17 protein-coding genes are annotated in these 18,998 nt (G+C 51.5%); 14 read left to right on the top strand and 3 right to left on the bottom strand.

All coding sequences use genetic code 11. The features are described 5' to 3' along the window. The first annotated feature begins 87 nt into the window (after positions 1–87). On the top strand, positions 88–585 hold the full coding sequence (locus tag LK436_RS15555) for a DUF5721 family protein (protein ID WP_021965914.1): 498 nt from the start codon (positions 88–90) through the stop codon (positions 583–585). A gap of 139 nt (positions 586–724) precedes the next feature. Here LK436_RS15555 and LK436_RS15550 read toward each other — a convergent pair whose 3' ends face one another. Next, positions 725–1,912 carry a M14 family zinc carboxypeptidase gene (locus LK436_RS15550; protein WP_008395492.1) on the bottom strand — a complete coding sequence of 396 codons (1,188 nt, stop codon included), beginning with the start codon at positions 1,910–1,912 and terminating at the stop codon, positions 725–727. 337 nt (positions 1,913–2,249) lie between these two features. On the opposite strand from LK436_RS15550, the gene htpG reads away from it, so the two are divergent. From htpG to LK436_RS15520, 6 genes are all read left to right on the top strand, one after another. Continuing rightward, entirely contained in the window at positions 2,250–4,250 is a 2,001-nt protein-coding gene (gene htpG, locus LK436_RS15545; protein WP_008395490.1) for a molecular chaperone HtpG, read from the top strand. Positions 4,251–4,547: 297 nt separating this feature from the next. Then, the gene (locus tag LK436_RS15540; RefSeq protein WP_008395488.1) at positions 4,548–6,173 is read left to right on the top strand and encodes an ABC transporter substrate-binding protein; all 1,626 of its coding nucleotides are present in this window, start codon (positions 4,548–4,550) and stop codon (positions 6,171–6,173) included. A gap of 177 nt (positions 6,174–6,350) precedes the next feature. After that, positions 6,351–7,319, top strand: coding sequence for an ABC transporter permease (locus LK436_RS15535; protein WP_008395486.1), 969 nt, complete (start codon positions 6,351–6,353; stop codon positions 7,317–7,319). A 5-nt stretch (positions 7,320–7,324) separates the two neighbouring features. Then, complete coding sequence (locus LK436_RS15530; RefSeq protein ID WP_008395484.1) at positions 7,325–8,260, top strand: ABC transporter permease; 936 nt, start codon at positions 7,325–7,327, stop codon at positions 8,258–8,260. An 11-nt stretch (positions 8,261–8,271) separates the two neighbouring features. After that, positions 8,272–9,264 carry an ABC transporter ATP-binding protein gene (locus LK436_RS15525; RefSeq protein ID WP_008395482.1) on the top strand — a complete coding sequence of 331 codons (993 nt, stop codon included), beginning with the start codon at positions 8,272–8,274 and terminating at the stop codon, positions 9,262–9,264. Between the two features lie 38 nt (positions 9,265–9,302). Then, complete coding sequence (locus LK436_RS15520) at positions 9,303–10,298, top strand: ABC transporter ATP-binding protein (RefSeq protein WP_008395481.1); 996 nt, start codon at positions 9,303–9,305, stop codon at positions 10,296–10,298. Positions 10,299–10,361: 63 nt separating this feature from the next. Here LK436_RS15520 and LK436_RS15515 read toward each other — a convergent pair whose 3' ends face one another. Beyond that, the gene (locus LK436_RS15515) at positions 10,362–10,634 is read right to left on the bottom strand and encodes a helix-turn-helix domain-containing protein (RefSeq protein ID WP_015573574.1); all 273 of its coding nucleotides are present in this window, start codon (positions 10,632–10,634) and stop codon (positions 10,362–10,364) included. A gap of 112 nt (positions 10,635–10,746) precedes the next feature. Here LK436_RS15515 and LK436_RS15510 point away from each other — a divergent pair, with 112 nt between their 5' ends. The 4 genes from LK436_RS15510 to LK436_RS15495 all read left to right on the top strand — a co-directional run bounded on the left by LK436_RS15510 (position 10,747) and on the right by LK436_RS15495 (position 14,824). Further along, entirely contained in the window at positions 10,747–11,169 is a 423-nt protein-coding gene (locus LK436_RS15510; RefSeq protein ID WP_008395478.1) for a hypothetical protein, read from the top strand. Positions 11,170–11,524: 355 nt separating this feature from the next. After that, positions 11,525–12,577, top strand: coding sequence for a CPBP family intramembrane glutamic endopeptidase (locus LK436_RS15505; RefSeq protein WP_021965919.1), 1,053 nt, complete (start codon positions 11,525–11,527; stop codon positions 12,575–12,577). Positions 12,578–12,718: 141 nt separating this feature from the next. Beyond that, entirely contained in the window at positions 12,719–13,573 is an 855-nt protein-coding gene (locus LK436_RS15500) for a DegV family protein (protein ID WP_008395475.1), read from the top strand. A 21-nt stretch (positions 13,574–13,594) separates the two neighbouring features. Beyond that, on the top strand, positions 13,595–14,824 hold the full coding sequence (locus LK436_RS15495) for a CapA family protein (RefSeq protein ID WP_227910097.1): 1,230 nt from the start codon (positions 13,595–13,597) through the stop codon (positions 14,822–14,824). Here the strand turns inward: LK436_RS15495 and LK436_RS15490 are convergent. Continuing rightward, on the bottom strand, positions 14,806–15,843 hold the full coding sequence (locus tag LK436_RS15490; protein ID WP_008395472.1) for a TIGR01212 family radical SAM protein: 1,038 nt from the start codon (positions 15,841–15,843) through the stop codon (positions 14,806–14,808). The genes LK436_RS15495 and LK436_RS15490 overlap by 19 nt on opposite strands. 277 nt (positions 15,844–16,120) lie before the next feature. Between LK436_RS15490 and LK436_RS15485 the strand changes: the two genes are divergently transcribed. From LK436_RS15485 to LK436_RS15475, 3 genes are all read left to right on the top strand, one after another. Further along, positions 16,121–17,413: a galactokinase gene (locus tag LK436_RS15485; protein ID WP_021965922.1), complete on the top strand. Its 1,293-nt coding sequence runs from the start codon at positions 16,121–16,123 to the stop codon at positions 17,411–17,413. A gap of 80 nt (positions 17,414–17,493) precedes the next feature. Continuing rightward, positions 17,494–18,198: a DNA alkylation repair protein gene (locus LK436_RS15480; protein ID WP_008395469.1), complete on the top strand. Its 705-nt coding sequence runs from the start codon at positions 17,494–17,496 to the stop codon at positions 18,196–18,198. A gap of 69 nt (positions 18,199–18,267) precedes the next feature. Beyond that, complete coding sequence (locus tag LK436_RS15475; protein ID WP_008395468.1) at positions 18,268–18,915, top strand: AAA family ATPase; 648 nt, start codon at positions 18,268–18,270, stop codon at positions 18,913–18,915. The last annotated feature ends 83 nt before the right edge of the window (positions 18,916–18,998 follow it).

Genomic DNA, 18,998 nt, shown 5'->3' with positions numbered 1-18,998 from the left:
ACTGGCAGAAAACTGAAAGCAGCCGGTAAGCCGGAAGCTGACAGCAAGCCTGGCATGAACAGAGGGGAAATATTTGGAGGAATGAAAATGGTAGCGCTGCAGACAGACGAGTTAAAGGAATTTACAAGACAGCTTTTTATTGGAGATACATTTGACCATTTCCTGGTCAGGGAGGTAAAGATCGTGACCTTCAACAGCTTTCAGATAGACGGGCGAATCCGCCCCGGCTATTATTCCAGCGATGAGGCACAGGTTCGCCGGCTGGAGGACTTTTCTGCGTGGAGCGCCCTTCGCCCGTTCTGCTTCTCACTGATTAAGGGCAGGCATCTGCCGGAGAGCTTTCACATTGTGCTGCAGCTGTCGGACAGTGAGAAGGAGGCGTTTGTGAGCGGGAGAGCCTCCGGCTTTGCCCCCTCTGAGGTAAATGGGCTCTATCTGAACATCCGTTATGAGGACAGAGCCCTCACCTGCATCACAGGAACCTCTGTGAGCCGCTTCACCCTGGACCGCTCGCTGGAACAGGAGTGGGACGGGGCAGTAAAGGAATTTCTGAAAAAGAAAGGGCTGGCCTTTTTTGAGGTCTAGGCCCGGACACAAAAATGAAATCGGACGGACTCTTCTGCAGGAAGGTCCGTCCGGTTTTTTCTTTATTTTTTAGCATGTGATTTGGAGGCAGCAGCCGGTGTCAGTCCGGCAGCGTCTGCTCCGGGAGTTCCATGACCCTTTAATGGGTGAGAACATACTCGATGACAATGCCTGGAACGGCCCGGTTCTGTTTCCAGAGTGTTTCGTACTCAGAGAAATTCACAGGGCAGGTAGATTTTCCCACTTCAATGGTAATGCCTGGGATTGCGTTCTCTCTCTTCTGGATCCAGTCTTTATAGCCGCCGACGCCCTTGCTTCCTAGAATCTGGTAGCCGTTATTTTTAGAAACCAGCTCTGCCAGCTCCCTGGAGGCCGTCTCTTTCCTGTTATTCTCCGTATCCCAGTAGATTACCTGGCCCATGGCGTGATAGCTGATGCAGGCGGCAAAGGGATACTGATCCGTGAGGGCCGCTAACGCCCTGGACTCAGGCTCGGAGAGGGGACTTTCGCCCTTATAGTCGGTGGAGGACGGATGAGCCACTGTGTTCAGGCCGTCCCAGCCTGCGTCAAAGTTGTGGTTTAAGTCAACGCCGCGGCCGTTGCTCTTCCAGCGCCTTAAGTAGGAGTCATAGTCAGCTGTGGTGCGGCCGTCGGCCTTGTCAGCCTCGTAGGCTTTCTGTATCTGAGCCCTGAGCTCTTCGGAGCGGATGCCACCCTCCCCGTTCTGGCTGATAGAGGCGCCGTCAGGGTTTGCCAGGGGGACAAAGTGTACAGCCACCTGGCCAAGCATATCGGACAGGTTTCTGCCCTGGAAGGTTCCTGTATTCTGGTAGGCGAGAAGGTATTCAAGCTGCTGCATCATCAAAGGCACGTTGATATATTCCCTCCCATGTATGGTTCCCTGGAATAAGATGTGCTTGGAGGCGGATGGATTGCCGATGATGATGTGGTACAGGTTTCGTCCGTCTGCCGACTGCCCCATAATATTGACATTCATCTGGTTTGGATAGCGGTTTTTCAGGGCGTTTATATCCTGCTCCATCTGCTCGTAGCTGTATTTATCCACAGGCTTTACTATGGGATCAGAGAGGCGGCCGTTGTAATAGTTGGACGCGCTTAAATCGGCTGCCGGTCCAAGTGCTGCCGGTACAGACGGTTCGTCAGAAGAAACGGTGGCTTCCTCTGCCGGCCCTGCGAAAGCCGGAAAGGCCAGGGTCTGTGAGACAGACAGGGCCAGGGCCAGGACGCCGGCGCAGAGAGAGAGGCGGGAACGGCGGCGAGAGCCGCCGGATTTTGCTGTGTTCCGTAAATGCGGTGTGTATTTCATGTGAGATCCTCCAAAATGGCGTGTCAGTATCGCTTTTCAGTATCGTTATAAAGAACAAAACGGCGGAACAGATACAGACAGGGCTGTCCCAGACGCCGTATGAAATCCATTATAGGAAGCCCGCAGGCAAAAGTCAATGAAGAGAAGGACAGGCAAAAAAATTGTAAGAAATGGACCCGGGATATATGGATTATTAGCACTCAATCAAAATGAGTGCTGATTTTCTATTGACATCTGCTAAAAGGAATACTAAAATATAGAAGGAATTTGAGAGAAGAGACAGGCAGAGGAATGTCTGTTCAGAACTATACAGAATCAGAAAAAAGGAGTGTTATCTATGGCAAAGTCAGGCAGTTTATCCATTAACAGCGAAAATATTTTCCCAATTATTAAAAAGTGGCTCTATTCCGACCACGACATTTTCTACAGAGAGCTGATCTCCAACGGCTGTGACGCTATCACGAAGCTGAAGAAGCTGGAGATGATGGGCGAGTGGGAAAAGCCGGAGGATATGGAGTTTAAAATCCAGGTGACAGTAAACCCGGAGGAAAAGACCATCGTTGTGGAAGACAACGGTATGGGTATGACGGAGGATGAGGTAGACGAGTACATCAACCAGATCGCCTTCTCCGGAGCCCAGGATTTCCTCAACAAATATAAGGACAAGGCAAACGAGGATCAGATCATCGGTCATTTCGGCCTTGGCTTTTACTCTGCCTTCATGGTGGCCGACAAGGTGACTATCGATTCCCTCTCCTACAGAAAGGACGCAAAACCGGTTCACTGGGAGTCAGAGGGCGGTACGGAATTTGACATGAAGGACGGCGACAAGGAGGGCATCGGTACAAGGATTACCCTCTATTTAAACGAGGACAGCACAGAATTTGCCAATGAATACCGGGCCAGAGAGGTCATTGAGAAATACTGCTCCTTCATGCCGGTTCCGATCTATCTGACCAATGCGAAGGCTGAGCCGGAATACGAGACAATCGAGAAGGATGAGTTAAATGAAAAGGACACGATTGTAGAGACGATCGTGGAGGAGGCCAAGACAGAGGAGAAGGAAAAAGAGGACGGTACCAAGGAGGTTGTGGAGGTTTCTCCTGCCAGAGAGAAATACAAGATTTTAAAGAGGCCGGTATCCTTAAGCGATGTAAACCCGCTCTGGAACAAGCACCCCAATGAGTGCACAGAGGAGGAGTACAAGTCCTTCTACCGCAAAGTATTTATGGACTTTAAGGAGCCCCTGTTCTGGATTCACCTGAATATGGACTACCCCTTCAACTTAAAGGGAATCCTCTACTTCCCGAAGATCAACATGGAGTATGAGAGTATTGAGGGAACCATCAAGCTCTACAATAATCAGGTATTTATCGCCGACAACATCAAGGAAGTAATTCCGGAATTCCTGATGCTCTTAAAGGGCGTTATCGACTGTCCGGATCTGCCGTTAAACGTATCCAGAAGCGCCCTGCAGAACGACGGCTTTGTGAAGAAGATTTCCGATTACATCACAAAGAAGGTGGCAGACAAGCTGTCCGGCATGTGCAAGACAGACAGAGAAAACTATGAGAAATACTGGGATGACATCAGCCCGTTTATCAAGTATGGCTGCCTGAGAGACGAGAAGTTCGCCGAGAAGATGGAGGACTTTATTATCTTCAAGAACCTGGACGGAAAGTATGTGACTCTCAAGGATTACCTGGAGGCAGCAAAGGAAAAGCATGAAAATAAGATATTCTATGTGACAGATGAGAAGGAGCAGAGCCAGTACATCAACATGTTCCGCGAGGAGAAGCTGGACGCTGTCATCCTGACACACAATATCGACAATCCCTTTATCACCCATGAGGAGCAGAAGCACGAGGGAGTGAAGTTCCTGAGGATTGACGCCGATGTCAATGAGATGTTCAAGGAAGAAGTGAAGGAGGAGGACAAGGAGACTCTGGAGCAGGAGGCCAAGACTCTGACCGAAACCTTCCGCAGGGCCCTTGGAAACGATAAGCTGGAGGTGAAGGTGGAGAAGCTGAAAAACGAGTCCGTTTCCTCCATGATCACAGTGGCTGAGGAGACCCGCCGTATGCAGGAAATGATGAAAATGTACAATATGTACGGCATGGATCCGTCCATGTTCGGCGGCACAGGTGAGGTTCTGGTGTTAAATGCCAACAACAGCCTTGTTAAGTACGTGTTAGAGCACGGAGAGGGAGAGGAAACGCCGGTAATCTGTGAGCAGCTCTATGACCTGGCCCTCTTAAGCCACGGCAGTTTAAGCCCGGAGAGGATGACAAAGTTTATTGCAAGAAGCAATGAGATTATGGCAAAGCTCGCAAAATAGAAAATAAACGAAATACAGGGCAGACAGGAGCAGAAGAGATCCGAAGGAGATTTCTTCTGCTCTTTTTGTTTGCGGGAGACTCCGCTTTCTGTGAGAGGCGGATTTTCTGCCGGCCGGGAGCGTGTCTGGCCAGACCTCTTTTCCGGTCTGCCGCATTATGTTGCGTTATTGCATATTTCGATAAAGACGGGTCTGTATGGGATTTTTGAATTTGTCTCACAGGGGGATGGGTTATATAATGCACCATAGACTGTTAAAAGACAGAACAGAGAAAATGAAAAAAGATGGAGGAACGACATGAGAAAGAGACTGCTGAGCTTTGCTCTGTGCGCAGCTATGGCGCTGACGGCCATGACTGGATGCGGGGCAAAAACAGAGGACACGGCAGCTTCGTCAAAAGGTGCGGAGACAGGCTCTGAGGCTGCCAAAGCAGAAGAGGAAGAGACAGAAGCCGCCAGGGAGGCTGACGGAGAGGAGAAGGGACTTGTGATTCCCAGCGCCAGCTGTGTGGCCAACTTAAACCCGCTGCTTGAGAGCTACAAGGAGGGCGTGATTATGTTAAATCCCCTCTACGATCCGCTCTATGTGATTGATGTAAATGAGACAAGGTATTACCTGGCTGAATCCTATGAGGTTTCCGAGGACGGAACTTCCGTTACCCTGAAGCTGAAGGATGGGCTGAAGTGGCATGACGGGGAGCCGATTACGGCAGACGATGTAATTTTTACCATGGATGTCAATGCTGACACAAACAACGGAGCAGGAAACACGAACGTGGTAATTTTAAATGACCAGCCAGTGAAATATGAGAAGGTGGATGACCTGACGGTAAAGATTACCCTTCCCATGGCGTCCGCATCCTACCCGGCCCTTCTCGGAGAGCTGACTCTGATTCCGGAACACGTGTATGGAGGCAATACGAGCATCGTGGGAGCGGAGGCAAATATGTCAGGCATTGGCTCCGGCCCTTATAAATTAAGAGAGTTTAAGCAGGATCAGTACCTGATTCTTGAGAAGAATGAGGATTACTACATGGGTGCGCCGGATATCGACACAGTAACCTTCCGGATTATATCTGATATCTCTGCCCAGGAGGTTGCTCTGATGAATGGGGAGATCAACCTGATGGAGCTTTCCAGCGCCCCGGCAGTTGCAAAATATTCTGAGGATCCGAACTACACGGTGGTTATGTATCCGGAGGGACGTGTCAACTACCTGGCAGTCAATAAGTTCTGTGAGACCGTTCAGGATCCGAAGGTAGTGGAGGCAGTGTTCGCAGCCTTAGACGCCCAGGAGATTATCGACGGCGCTTACGGCGAGGGAATGGCAGTTCCGGCCAACACGGTTCTCAGCAATATGACAACCTTCTATGACGAATCCGTGGAGGGCTACAGCCAGGATATTGAGAAGGCAAAGCAGCTGGCAGCCGAGACAGGCATCGAGGGGTCAACCATGACGCTCTATTTCAACTCAGAGCGCGCCTATATGAAGGAATCTGCCCAGGTGATCCAGCAGCAGCTCAAGAACGTGGGCATCAATCTGGAAGTAATTCCTCTTGAGTCCACCGGCTTCTTTGAGAAGGTGTTCGGAACAGACGGAGATTATGAGTTCTACCTGAACGGCTACGCTGCAGTTGGAGATCCAGATACTGTGGTTGCGGGAATGTATGACGGAACCTGGGGAGTAAATCTGGCTGTCAGCGACGAGCTCTTAGGACTCTGGCAGGAGGCCCGCTCCGTGTTCACTGAGGACGAGAGAGCCGCAATCTACAAGGAGATTCAGGAGAAGACAAAAGAGGAGATGAGCTGCTATCCGATAGCATATCCGAACTATGTATTTGTCACAACAGGCAATGTAAAGGGAACGGATACGATCAAGCGCACTCCGATCTTTGAGGATTACACAAAGCTGACTATTGAATAAATGCAGGTTCAGCCGGCCCTGAAACAGGGCTTTCTGCAGGGCTGCCGCAAAATGAAACAGCTCATATGAGAATGTCCTTAAAGGACTGTATGAGAGTACCGTTTTGCGGCGGCCCTTTGTGCTGATAAAAACAACGGCCTGATAGGATAAGGGCCCTGAAGGAAAGGAGAGACAGCCTTGAAGCAATTTATAGTAAAGCGTCTGGCCCAGATGCTCTTTGTATGGATTCTGGTCTCCATGTTTTCCTTTTCCATCATCTACTTTGCTCCGGGAGATCCCCTCTACATCTACATGACGCCGGGAGCTACGGGACACAAGATGACGGATGAGGAAATGTACCGGATGAGAGAGTCCCTGGGCTTAAACGGAAACGTGGTGGAGCAGTATGTGAGCTGGGCAAAAAAGACGGCCCACGGAAACCTGGGAATCTCCATCAGCAACCGACAGCCGGTGTTAGACCAGATACTGGAAAAGCTGCCCTGCACAGCCGGGCTGATGGGAGCGTCCCTTCTGCTGTCACTGGCGATTTCAATCCCTCTAGGGCTTCTGGCGGGAGTCTATAAGAACAGACTGCCCGATCATATCATCAGCGGTTTTACCTACCTGGGAATCTCTGTGCCTGCCTTCTGGCTGGGTATTATGCTGATTATTATTTTCTCCATGAAGCTCAAAATACTTCCCAGTTCCGGTATGCGCACCATCGGAGTGGACAGCGCCTGGGATCTGATCAGGCATGGGATTATGCCGGCTATTGTCCTGGGCCTTAATAACATGGCTGTCTTTGTCCGCTATATTCGTGCCAACACCATTGTACAGCTGGAGGAGGAGTATGTACAGACAGCTATATCCAAGGGACTTTCAAAACGCGGGATTCTGTACGGCCAGGTGCTTAAAAACTGTATGCTCCCGGTGATCACCACCGTCGGCTCCCGGCTGGGAACCCTGGTGACAGGTTCCTTTATCATAGAGTCCGTTTTCGCATGGCCGGGGCTGGGAACCCTGGGAATGTCTGCCATCAACAACCGGGACTATCCGATGATTATGGGCATCACCATGTTCTCCTGCACCATTCTGCTTTTGGGGAACTTCCTGGCAGATCTCCTCTATGGCTTTGCAGATCCGAGAATTAAGCAGGGAAGGGGGTAAAAGGTATGGCGAAGTTAATATCACCCTTAAACCAGGCAGCTCTCCGGGCGGAGGATTTTGCCCGGGCAGAGCTCGGGGGAGAGGAAAAGGCGCCGGACTGCGGCAGAGGACTGGGACATCAGCTGAAAAAAGCCTTCTGGGAAAATAAGATGGCAGCTGTCAGCCTGGCGATTCTTATCCTGATCGCTGCGGGAGCACTTGCGGCCCCGTTTCTGCCCCAGGATCCGGATTACATGGATGTGCTTAATAAGATGGCTCCTCCCAGCGGGGAGCACTGGCTGGGAACGGATGAGCTGGGGCGCGATACCTTCACGAGAGTCCTCTACGGCAGCAGAATTTCCCTGTTAGTCGGTATTGCCACCATGATTGTGTCAGTGGTGGCGGGAACTCTGGTGGGAACCATAAGCGGCTACGCAGGGGGGAAAACAGACGCGGTTTTAATGCGGATTGTGGATATGTTTCAGTCCGTGCCGAGCCTTCTGATGATCATTGTCATCTTTTCCTTTATCCCCAACAATATGGTGACGCTGGTGTTTATGCTGGCCCTGTTTTCCTGGACCGGAGTTGCGAGGATTGTCAGGGCCCAGACGCTGACCCTGAAGGAGAGGGATTTTGTGGCAGCTGCCAGAACTCTGGGGGTGGGCCATACCACCATCATCATGAGACACATTATCCCGAATATGTCAGCCCAGATTATTGTGGCTGCCTCTTTGAGCATTGCGGGGGCGATCCTGGACGAGTCGGCTTTAAGCTTTCTTGGATACGGCGTGGCTCTCCCCATGTCCTCCTGGGGCAGCATGCTCCAGAACGCACAGCAGTATATTCTGTATGATCCGCTGCTGGCACTGGTTCCGGGACTGTTTATTCTTCTGACAGTTCTTTGTCTGAATATTCTGGGAGACGCGCTTCAGTATGCCCTGGATCCGCGTCTGCATAAATAGGAGGTGGCTTTATGGGAAAACTTCTGGAGGTAAAGGAACTGAGAATTTCCTTTTGCAGCTACGCCGGGGAGGTGCAGGCTGTGCGGGGAGTGTCGTTTTCCGTGGAGGAGGGCGAACCGGTGGCCATTGTAGGCGAATCCGGCTGCGGAAAGTCCGTGACGGCAAAGGCAGTTATGGGGCTGATCCGGCCGCCTCAGGGAGAGATCAAGGCGGGAAGCGAGATCATTTTTGATGGAAAAAACATACTGGAGCAGACGGCAAAGCAGTGGCGGGAGTACCGGGGGAAGGACTGCGCCATTGTCTTTCAGGATGCACTGGCGGCCTTAAACCCCACCCTCACCGTAGGGCGCCAGATTGTGGAGAAGCTGCTGGTTCACACAGATATGACCAGGGAGGAGGCGCGGCGCGAGGCAGTGCGGCTCCTGGAGCAGGTGGGAATCCCGGAGGCGGGAAGGAGGGTAAGGCAGTATCCTCACGAATTTTCCGGAGGAATGAGACAGAGGGCGATGATAGCCATCGCTCTGGCCTGTCAGCCGAGGCTTCTCATCGCCGACGAGCCCACCACGGCTCTGGATGTGACGATTCAGGCAGAAATTATAGAACTCCTCAAACAGATCCAGAAAGAGACGGGGATGGCGGTCATTATGATCACCCACGATCTGGGAATTGTGGCAAATATTGCAAAAAAGATCGTTGTCATGTATGCGGGAAAGGTGGTAGAGACCGGCAGCAGCGCAGATATTTTCTACAGCGCCAGACATCCCTATACCAGGGCACTTCTACGGGCGGTTCCGAGGCTTGATCTGGAGAGCGGGCAGGAGTTAGAGTCTATTGAAGGTGCTCCGCCCAGTATGCTCTGCCCGCCGCCAGGCTGTGCCTTTGGCACCCGCTGCCAGAACTGTATGAAAATCTGTACAGAGCAGGAGCCTCCTCTCTATGAGTTTGAGCCAGGCCATACGGCCAGGTGCTGGCTTTATCACCCCATGGCAGGGGCCGCAAAATGAAATTACAGGGGAAGGGTTAGATTAAGAAAGGTGAAAGCATGGAACAGAAGGAACACGCAGAGAAAATACTGGAGGTCAGCCATCTGAAAAAATACTTCCAGTCAGGAAAGAAAACCTTAAAGGCTGTGGACGACGTGACATTTTCATTGAACCGGGGCGAGACTCTCGGAATTGTAGGTGAGTCCGGCTGCGGCAAGACTACCTGCGCCAGAACCTGCATCGGCATCTATGACAGGACGGAGGGCCAGGTTCTCTATCGTGGAAAGAATGTCCATGAGCTAAGAGGGGCCGCAAAGAAGGCATTTACGAAGGAGGTACAGATTATTTTCCAGGATCCCTACTCCTCTCTGGATCCGAAGATGAAGGTACATGACATTATTGCTGAGGGCTTGAGAGCCCATAAGCTGTGCAGAAGCAGGGAGGAGGAGAGGCAGAGAGTAAAGGAGCTTCTCCTCACTGTGGGGCTGAATGTGGAACACGCCGCCCGTTTTGTCCACGAATTTTCGGGAGGACAGAGGCAGAGGATCGGGATTGCCAGAGCTCTCGCCGTGGATCCGGAGCTTATCGTCTGCGATGAACCGATCTCCGCTCTGGACGTATCCATCCAGGCACAGATTGTAAACCTGCTTATGCGGCTTCAGAGAGAGAAGGGCCTTATCTACCTGTTTATCGCCCATGATCTGGCTATGGTGCGCCACATTTCCGACCGGGTGGCAGTCATGTACCTGGGAACGGTGGCAGAGCTCACCAGCTCTGAGTCTCTTTATAAAAAACCGCTGCACCCGTACACGAAGGCGCTGCTGTCCGCGATCCCCATTCCGGATCCGAAGGTGGAGGAGGAGAAGGAGAGAATCCGTTTGACAGGAGAGATACCAAGTCCCATTGACCCTCCTCCCGGCTGCCGCTTTGCAGGCCGATGCCGTTTTGCAGCAGACAGGTGCAGAAGGGAACGGCCAGAGCTTCTTGAGGTGGAGGAAGGCCATTTGGTAGCGTGTCATCTCTATGAAAAAAGCGGAAAAAAGAGCGGACAGTAAGAGCAGAGGCAGATGAGAGTACAGAAAAATAAAACCGTCTTTGGTGCGAAACCAAAGGCGGTTTTATTTTTCTGTACCTTCCGATTCTGTGTGGGGCTCAGCCGGAGAAAACTCATTTTCCGGCTCACCAGGACGATCAGGGATAAATGTGGCAATATCTGAGATGTCAGAGCACTGAAGGATATTGCACAGCATATCCAGCGTACTGGTATATACGACCTGATTATGTTTTAATCGGTATATCTGAGCTCTGCTGATATTATAATATTTATATAGCCGGTTCTGAGATATACCCTTGTCCTTGAGGGCAATCCACAATTTATCATAGACAATCATAAAAATGTCCTCACAAAACTCATCTGTAGCTTGCAATAATTGTATTATCTCATTAAGATAGAAAATAAATAAGTTTCCGAGTTCGGAAACTGCTGGGAAAGGGGAACGGGGAATGAAGGAAAGGAAACTTCTGGGGGCGCTTGAGCCGGTACAGAGAGAAATAAAATGTTTTATGGAGCAGTATGGCACAGCAGGATGGCAGATTATCCTGAATGGGGAGCAGGATGCAGACAGCTATCTGCGCTCCGAGGTAGTCTGGGAGCTCTTTGACAAAATCACGCGGGTCAGTGAGCTGATCGGCTACCTGGACAGAGAGGTGTCAGAGGAGGGCAGCCTGAAAACAGAGGCAGATGGTTCTATCAGCCTGAATGATGCCGGGCTGAAGCCGGGCCAGGAGGTAGAGGTTTACGTCTATGAACCGCTTCTTCAGAAAATGATCTGGACAAGGGTCAAGGTGAGTGCAGGGAAAAATCAGAAGCTGATAGGAATTGACAGAGGAGTGAAAATAGACGGGCTGAGGGCGCGGATACGGTAACGGACATTTTCCTGGGCTCCATACAGGCTGCAGCCTCTGTCTTTATTTCCGGAATCTCCGGAATCACGGAAAAAGAACACTGCGGCCGCCTGCAGAAAAGGGGGCTGCGGCTGAGGATGGCTTCTTACAGATTTATGAAGGCCGCCTAAAGGCTCCTGCCTGCTGAACTTTATAAAAACTGCCGCGAAAACAGAAGGTACGCTTATAGAAGGTGGAGGAATACTGTCCGGCAGATATATTACAAAATATTAAAAACCCTTAAACCGCCACACAGAAAGCAGATTTTATGGTAAAATATTGGAAACCATTTTGTCAGTCTCTGAAATGGATATACCGAAGAAAGGAAATCATGCTTATGGAATACACAGGAATGAACGAGGAGCAGGAGAGAGTACAGAGGGAAAGCCGGGAGAACGGCGGGATGGGCACACCGGGCAGATATCTTGGCTCTGTGAGAAAGCAGTGCTCACGTCTTGGCTTCGCCCTCATTATAATCATAGCTTTCTCCTACATATCCTCTTTTGCCTGGAAGCAGCTTGTGGCCTTGATGGCCGCTTCCGGAAGCAGTGCAGGACAGGAGGCGGTACATTTTCTGACTGACCGAGGGGCGGTCATTGCGTTATCGTCCCTCTGCGGGTATCTGGTATCCCTTCCGCTGGCAGCACGGTTTCTGAAGCCTTTTCCAGAAGAAAAGTCTCTGAAAATGAAAATGAGAGCCGGGAAATTTCTGATGCTTCTGGTGCTTGCCATGGGACTTGGCTATATCGGGAGCTTTGCGGGAAATCTGATTAATATGCTGATTTCTGCCGCTACAGGAAAGTCGCTATTTGAAATGAACCCGGTGAACCAGATGTTGAATATGCTGAGCTGGCCCAATATTCTCATGATTACGGTAATGGCGCCCCTCGTTGAAGAATGGATTTTCAGGAAGATGCTTTTAAACAGGGTCCGCTTTCTGGGAGAGCAGAGAGCCATCGTGTTCACTGCGCTGCTGTTTGGCCTGATGCATGGAAATATAAGTCAGACGATCTTCGCCACCATAATCGGACTGGTTCTGGGGTATGCAGCTGTAAAGACAGGAAGAATTGTGCACTGCATTCTGATTCATATGATTGTGAACAGTTATTCAGTTCTGGCCTCTCTGCTCACGAAATGGACAGGAGAAGGAAGCTCCCTTTCCGTGTACGCAGGATACGGCCTACTGACGCTGTTTGGTCTTTCCGTCTTCGTATTTATGATTGCGGCTGTGGTTATTTTGATCCTGAAATGGAATAAGGCAGTATACAGGAAGGGGAGTGTTCCGGACGGGATTGGGGGAGGCGCCCTTTATCGGGCAGTTTACCTGAATCCCGGAATGATCCTCATGTATCTGTACTGCATATGGGAAACGCTTCAGTACATTCTGTAACGGGCAGCCAGTGCCGCAGAAGCCCGGGCAGACGGAACTGTTTTCTGCACCGTCCATTCTTGACTTTATGTAATGTGATTACTATAATAAATAGTAATGAATACCACATTATATAGAGAATACAGTTTCAGGAGGAAGCCTATGACATACAAAATTATTGGGGACAGCTGCATGGACCTGACGGAAGAGCTTAAGAGAGATCCGCATTTTCACACGGTTCCCCTTACACTGCAGGTAGACAGCCGTCAGATTCGCGATGATGAAACCTTTGACCAGAAAAACTTTCTGGAGCTGGTAAGGCAGGCAAAGGAGTGCCCGAAGACTGCCTGCCCGTCTCCGGAGGATTTCAGGGAGCAGTTTGAGGGGGAGGCGGAATGGATTTTTGTAGTCACTCTCTCCCACCATCTGAGCGGCAGTTATAATTCCGCCTGTCTGGCAAAACAGCTTTACGAGGAGGAGCATGGGGCAGATGGAGAGAGTGGGGGAAAACGGATTGCCGTGATTGATTCCCTGTCTGCCTCCGCCGGAGAGCTGAGCATAGCCCTGCAGATACGAGAACTGTGTGAGTCGGGACTGGATTTTGACTCTGTGGTGGAACAGACAGTCGGGTACAGGGATCGGATGGGAACTTACTTTGTCCTGGAATCCCTCGACATTTTGAGAAAAAACGGCAGACTTTCAGGGCTTCAGGCCTTTTTTGCCACCGCTCTGAACATAAAGCCCATCATGGCCGGCGACAGAGGAGTGATCGTCAAGCTGGAACAGGCGAGGGGGATAAACCGCGCTCTGGGCCGCATGGCGGATCTGGCTCTGAAGCAGGCAGGCAGGACAGAGGACAGGCGTCTGGTGATCGCCCACTGCAACAACAGGGAGAGGGCAGAGTATGTGAGAGACCTTCTCTGCGGCAGGTCACAGTTTAAAGAAGTAGTCATCACGGACACAGCCGGAGTTTCTACTGTCTATGCAGGGGACGGAGGCATCGTCCTGACATTGTAAATGGAAAGGAAACAGACAAAGATGAGGAGACGATCACATGCCTGGCTCCTGATTTTGGCAGGCTTGTTCCTGACAGCGCTTTTGCTGCTGCTTGGAGTCAAGCAGATTTTAAAGGAAAGAACGGGAAACCCTGTATACCGGGAACAGGAGGCAGGGACAGAAGCGGAGGAAGAACTGGAGGCAGAGAAGGAGGACATATCCCGTCCAATCCTGCAGATTAATACAGAGGAAGGAGCGGATACGGCCGGTCCGGGAGGCCGGAATCCGGAGGAGCAGGCCATGGACGGTGAGGCATCAGGCAGCCGTTCGGTGAAGCTCCTCTTCGGCGGAGATATTTATCTGTCAGATCACGTGCTGAACGCCTGGCAGAGAGGAGGCGGACTCGAAGGGATCCTGGATGACGGCTTCAGGCAGGAAATTGGGCAGGCCGATATTTTTATGGCCAATCAGGAGTTTCCCTTCAGCAACAGGGGCACTCCCGAGACGGACAAGCAGTTTACCTTCCGGCTTCCGGAGGATAAGGTATCTGTCCTGCAGGCCATAGGCCCTGATATTGTGGCGCTGGCCAACAACCATGCTCTGGATTACGGGGAGGAGGCGCTTCTCGATACCTGCCGCGTGCTGGACAGCGCCGGAATCTTTCATGTAGGTGCGGGAGAGGACCTGGATGCGGCGAAAAAGCTGGAGGTGATTGAGGCGGGAGGAAAGAAATTCGGCTTTCTGGCAGCCTCCCGCGTATTTCCCAAAGGATATTGGGCGGCAGGGGAGGAACATGCAGGCATGCTGACGGCCTATGACTCCACCGTGCTGCTGGAGGAGATAAAAAAGGCGAAGGAGATCTGCGATTTTCTGACCGTATATGTACACTGGGGAATTGAGAAAAGTACAAAGCCGGAGAGCTATCAGAGAACGCTGGGGCAGCAGTATATTGATGCGGGAGCGGATCTGGTAATTGGAAGCCATCCCCATGTGCTGCAGGGAATTGAATACTATAAGGGAAAACCCATTGTATACAGCCTGGGAAATTTTATATTTGGAAGCAGTATTCCAAAGACCATGCTGCTTTCCGTCACAGTGCCTCCGGAGGGAGAACCGTCCCTGTCCATGCTTCCGGGAACCTCCTCTGCCGGGTATACGAGAACTCTGACAGATGAGGGGGAGAGGCAGGCCTTTTATCAATATATGGAAGAGATTTCCTTTGATATAGCTGTGGACAAAGACGGCACGGTCATTCAGACCCACTCGCCCTGATAGGCGCCGGTCTCCCGCAGAGCCCTGGCGATGGAGTTTAAGACAAAACGCTTGTTTGCGCTCCACTCAGGGGCAATGAGGAGGCGTTTGGGCCCGTCGCCGCTGATCCGGTGAATGACGATATCCTGGGGCAGAAGACGGATGCAGTCTGCGATCAGGGAAACGTATTCCTCCGGCTCCATGACAGGAAAGGACTCCCTCTCATAGAGACGGGCCAGCTCCGTGCCCTTCAGTATGTGGAGGAGCTGCAGCTTGATGCCGTCGATGTGATCGGTTCCCGGCGCTTCAGCGCTCAGGGCAGAGCCTGCAGGAAGCGACGGAGTCTGCAGCCCTCCGGCGCGGAGGCTTCCGAGAAAGCGGACTGTTTCCAGCATATCGCTTCGGCTCTCTCCGGGAAGTCCCAGTATCACATGGACGATGACGGAGAGCCCGGCTGTCTTGAGCCTCTCAAAGGCGTCCAAAAAACAGGGAAGCTCATAGCCCCGGCGGATGAGGCGGGCAGTTTTTTCGTGGATGGTCTGCAGCCCCAGCTCCACCCACACCGGCTTGATTTGATTCAGCCGTGAGAGAAGGGCGACTGTCTCCCCGGAGAGACAATCCGGCCGTGTCCCTATGGAGAGGGCCTCCACATCCGGATGGGACAGGGCGGCAGAGAACAGCCGCTCCAGATAGGAGACGGGAGCATAGGTATTTGTATAGGACTGGAAATAGGCGATATATTTCCCGTCCTTTATTTTTGCCGAAACCCGCTCCTTTGCCTGCTCGATCTGTGAGAAGACGGCCTGCGTCAGCTCCGGGCCGTCCTGCCTGAGACCCGGGCCGGCCTTCTGTGCAAAATCTCCCGAACCGCCCTCGCTGCAGAAAATGCAGCCTCCCGTTCCGAGGGTTCCGTCCCGGTTAGGACAGGTCATTCCTCCGTCCAGGGCCAGCTTGTAGACCTTGTGTCCAAAGGTTTCCTTTAGGTAAAAATCAAGAGAATAGTAGGGCTTTTCTCCCCATCTGCGTCTTGTTTCGTTCATGCTGCGACGTCCTTTCCGGTTTCATATTCCAGTAGTATATCATCAAACCGCCTGCCTGTCACGGCAGAGCAGGCGGCTGTGCTTCAAAAAATCCGTGGCGGCTGCAGCTTTGCCGGGGGCTTCGGGCGGCTTTGCAGTATTGATTTTTGCACGTATTTTTGGAAGATATCGTATTGAGGTTCAGCGTCTAAAATGGTATACTGAAAGCAAAAAAACAAACAAAAAATTTGCGATGTATTCAGAGAAAAACGATTACATCCAGGCGGAGGAGATAGTTATGACTGTGAATGAGACACTGCAGAAACTTGATACAGCAGAAGCTGGCAAACTGATGGAAACGCTTTACGGCGCGGCCCAGGCTTCCGAGAATACAGAGCGCTACCGCCATGTGACAGAGGGCTTTTTAAGAGAGTACGGAGATAAGGACATTCTCTTATTCAGCTCACCGGGACGCACAGAGATCAGCGGAAACCACACAGATCACAACCACGGAAAGGTTCTGGCAGGAAGCATCAACCTGGACTGCGTGGGAGCGGCTGCGAAGAACGGCACTGACACGGTAAGGATTTTAAGTGAAACCTTCCACCAGAAGTTCATTATTAATTTAAAGGATTTAAAGCCCAGCAAGGACATGGCCGGGACGATTGATCTGACAAAGGGAATTCTCCAGGGCTTTAAGGAGAGAGGGTTTGAGATCGGCGGCTTTGACGCGTTTATCACCAGCAATGTTATCAGCTCAGCCGGCGTCAGCTCTTCCGCCTCCTATGAAATGTTAATCTGCGCCATGATCAATACATTTTTCAACGATGGAAAAATGAATGTGGTGGACTATGCGCACATTGGAAAATACTCCGAGAACAAGTTCTGGAACAAGGCATCCGGCCTTCTGGACCAGATGGCCTGCGCGGTAGGCGGCCTGATCACGATTGATTTTAAGAACCCGGAAGCTCCGGTCGTTGAGAAGATCGATTTCGATTTCGGTGCCCAGGATCACAGCCTGATTATTGTAAATACAGGAAAGGGACATGCAGATCTGAGCGCCGACTATTCCTCCGTGCCCAACGAGATGAAGAAGGTGGCGGAATTCTTTGGAAAGGAAGTCTGCGCCGACATTGAGGAGAAGGATGTGATTGAAAACCTGGCGAAGGTCAGGGAGTTTGCAGGGGATCGCTCTGTGATGAGAGCCTTCCACTTCTTCGAGGAAAACAAGAGAGTGGAGGCGCAGGTAGAGGCTCTGAGAAACGGTGATTTTGCCACCTTCCTGACAAAGATCACAGAGTCCGGCAATTCCTCCTGGAAGTGGCTGCAGAACTGCTACACGACTGCAGACCTGCAGGAGCAGGGAATCTGTATTGCCCTGGCTCTCACAGAGATGTTTATCGCTGAGAAAAAGCGCGGCGCCTGCCGTGTTCACGGAGGCGGCTTCGCGGGCGTTATTATGGCTATGCTGCCCAATGACCTGGTGGACGAGTATGTGGCATATATCGAGGCAGCTCTCGGAAAGGGAAATGCCTACCGCATGAGCATCCGCCCATACGGGGCCGTGTGTGTCAATGAGCTGATGAAATAGAGTGAGATAAGTGAAAGAAAGCGCTGAACTCAAATCCGGACACAGGGGAGAACGGGCGCTGAAAGGATGGAGGCAGGACAATGGATATAAAAGCAGAGCTTTCGGCCCTCTCCGATGAGGAATACAGAAAATTTCACAGCCGGCTCCTGCCCGGGACGGAGCATATCCTGGGCGTCAGAGTGCCGGAGCTGAGAAAGCTTGCAAAGCGCCTTGTCAGGGAGGAGGGGCTGTCCTGCCTGGAACGCCTGACAGACGATACCTACGAGGAGCTTCAGCTTCAGGGGCTTGTGATCGGAGGCCTCAGGGAGGATCTGGAGACAAAGCTTTCCAGGATTGGCAGTTTCGTTAGGAAAATCGACAACTGGGCAGTCTGCGATGTATTCTGCGGAGCGTTGAAATTTACCCAAAAGCACAGGGAGGAGGTTTTGAACTTCCTCCGGCCCTATCTTACCTCAGAGAGAGAGTTCGAGGCGCGTTTCGGCGCGGTGATGCTTCTGAGCTATTTCGTGGACGACAGGTATATCGGGGAGACGCTCAGGCTTCTCGATCAGGTGAAGCAGCCAGGCTACTATGCCAGAATGGCTGTAGCCTGGGCAGTTTCCGTCTGCTATGTGAAATTTCCTGCTCTGACAGAGCAGTATCTGAAAGAGGGAAATACCCTTGAGGACGATACCTACAATAAGGCGATACAGAAAATTCTGGAATCTAACCGCGTAGGAGCAGAGGAAAAGCGCCGCCTGAGGTCCTGGAAGCGCAGGCCTGCTTTGGGGGAAACGGTTTCGTGATTTCTGACTGGAAATAAAAGATTTGAAAGACGCCTCTTGAGAAGGGCGAGAGAGGAAGGGAGGCTTATTATGGGAAATAAAAATCTTGTAATTACGATTGAGCGGGAGTATGGAAGCGGAGGCCGTATTGTAGGCCGCAGACTGGCAGAGGAGCTGGGAATCCATTTCTATGATGATGAAATTTTAAAGCTCACCTCTGAAAAGAGTGCCATCGGTGAGGAGTACTTCCGCCTGGCGGACGAGAAGGCGGGAAACAACCTGCTTCACAGAATTGTGGGGAGAAAGCTTGACTTTACGGAGGATCCGGTGCTGAGCGGAAATGTGACCGCGCCTGAAAATCTGTTTCGGTTTCAGTCCTCTGTGATAAGGGAGCTGGCCAGGGAAGAATCCTGCATCATAGTGGGCCGGGCTGCCGGGTATGTGCTGGACCAGGAGGAGGATCTGGAGCGGCTGATCCGGATCTTTGTCTGCGCTGACAAGGTGAGAAGAGTGCAGAGGGTCATGGAGGTAGATGCCATTGACGAGGATCGGGCAAAACGCCGCATTAAGAAGATTGAGAAGTCCAGGAGGGAATACTACAGGTATTTTACAGGAAGTGACTGGCATAATATGAAAAACTATGATCTTACGATCAACACCACAAATTTTGATCTGGACCAGACCGCAGAGCTGGTGAAGACTTATATTCGCCTGAAAGGATTTGACAAAGAGGCATAAATCTGGTAAAATCTGCTGGATTAACTTTTAAAAGAATATGACTGCCGGAGGCTATAGATTTTCCTGTTTCTGATTTTTAAACA

The organism is Clostridium sp. M62/1 (assembly GCF_020736365.1).
GTDB classification, from domain to species: Bacteria; Bacillota; Clostridia; order Lachnospirales; family Lachnospiraceae; genus Otoolea; species Otoolea saccharolyticum_A.
The sequence above is the reverse complement of the archived record's forward strand: the minus strand, read 5'-3'. Positions and strand labels throughout refer to the sequence as shown.

Excerpts from the sequence above, each read along its gene's own strand:
- LK436_RS15495 (WP_227910097.1), top strand. The coding sequence starts at position 13,595 with ATGAGGAGACGATCACATGCCTGGCTCCTGATTTTGGCAGGCTTGTTC.
- LK436_RS15515 (WP_015573574.1), bottom strand. The coding sequence starts at position 10,634 with ATGATTGTCTATGATAAATTGTGGATTGCCCTCAAGGACAAGGGTATA.
- htpG (WP_008395490.1), top strand. The coding sequence starts at position 2,250 with ATGGCAAAGTCAGGCAGTTTATCCATTAACAGCGAAAATATTTTCCCA.
- LK436_RS15475 (WP_008395468.1), top strand. The coding sequence starts at position 18,268 with ATGGGAAATAAAAATCTTGTAATTACGATTGAGCGGGAGTATGGAAGC.
- LK436_RS15530 (WP_008395484.1), top strand. The coding sequence starts at position 7,325 with ATGGCGAAGTTAATATCACCCTTAAACCAGGCAGCTCTCCGGGCGGAG.
- LK436_RS15485 (WP_021965922.1), top strand. The coding sequence starts at position 16,121 with ATGACTGTGAATGAGACACTGCAGAAACTTGATACAGCAGAAGCTGGC.
- LK436_RS15505 (WP_021965919.1), top strand. The coding sequence starts at position 11,525 with ATGGAATACACAGGAATGAACGAGGAGCAGGAGAGAGTACAGAGGGAA.
- LK436_RS15520 (WP_008395481.1), top strand. The coding sequence starts at position 9,303 with ATGGAACAGAAGGAACACGCAGAGAAAATACTGGAGGTCAGCCATCTG.
- LK436_RS15525 (WP_008395482.1), top strand. The coding sequence starts at position 8,272 with ATGGGAAAACTTCTGGAGGTAAAGGAACTGAGAATTTCCTTTTGCAGC.
- LK436_RS15490 (WP_008395472.1), bottom strand. The coding sequence starts at position 15,843 with ATGAACGAAACAAGACGCAGATGGGGAGAAAAGCCCTACTATTCTCTT.
- LK436_RS15555 (WP_021965914.1), top strand. The coding sequence starts at position 88 with ATGGTAGCGCTGCAGACAGACGAGTTAAAGGAATTTACAAGACAGCTT.
- LK436_RS15540 (WP_008395488.1), top strand. The coding sequence starts at position 4,548 with ATGAGAAAGAGACTGCTGAGCTTTGCTCTGTGCGCAGCTATGGCGCTG.
- LK436_RS15500 (WP_008395475.1), top strand. The coding sequence starts at position 12,719 with ATGACATACAAAATTATTGGGGACAGCTGCATGGACCTGACGGAAGAG.
- LK436_RS15510 (WP_008395478.1), top strand. The coding sequence starts at position 10,747 with ATGAAGGAAAGGAAACTTCTGGGGGCGCTTGAGCCGGTACAGAGAGAA.
- LK436_RS15550 (WP_008395492.1), bottom strand. The coding sequence starts at position 1,912 with ATGAAATACACACCGCATTTACGGAACACAGCAAAATCCGGCGGCTCT.
- LK436_RS15480 (WP_008395469.1), top strand. The coding sequence starts at position 17,494 with ATGGATATAAAAGCAGAGCTTTCGGCCCTCTCCGATGAGGAATACAGA.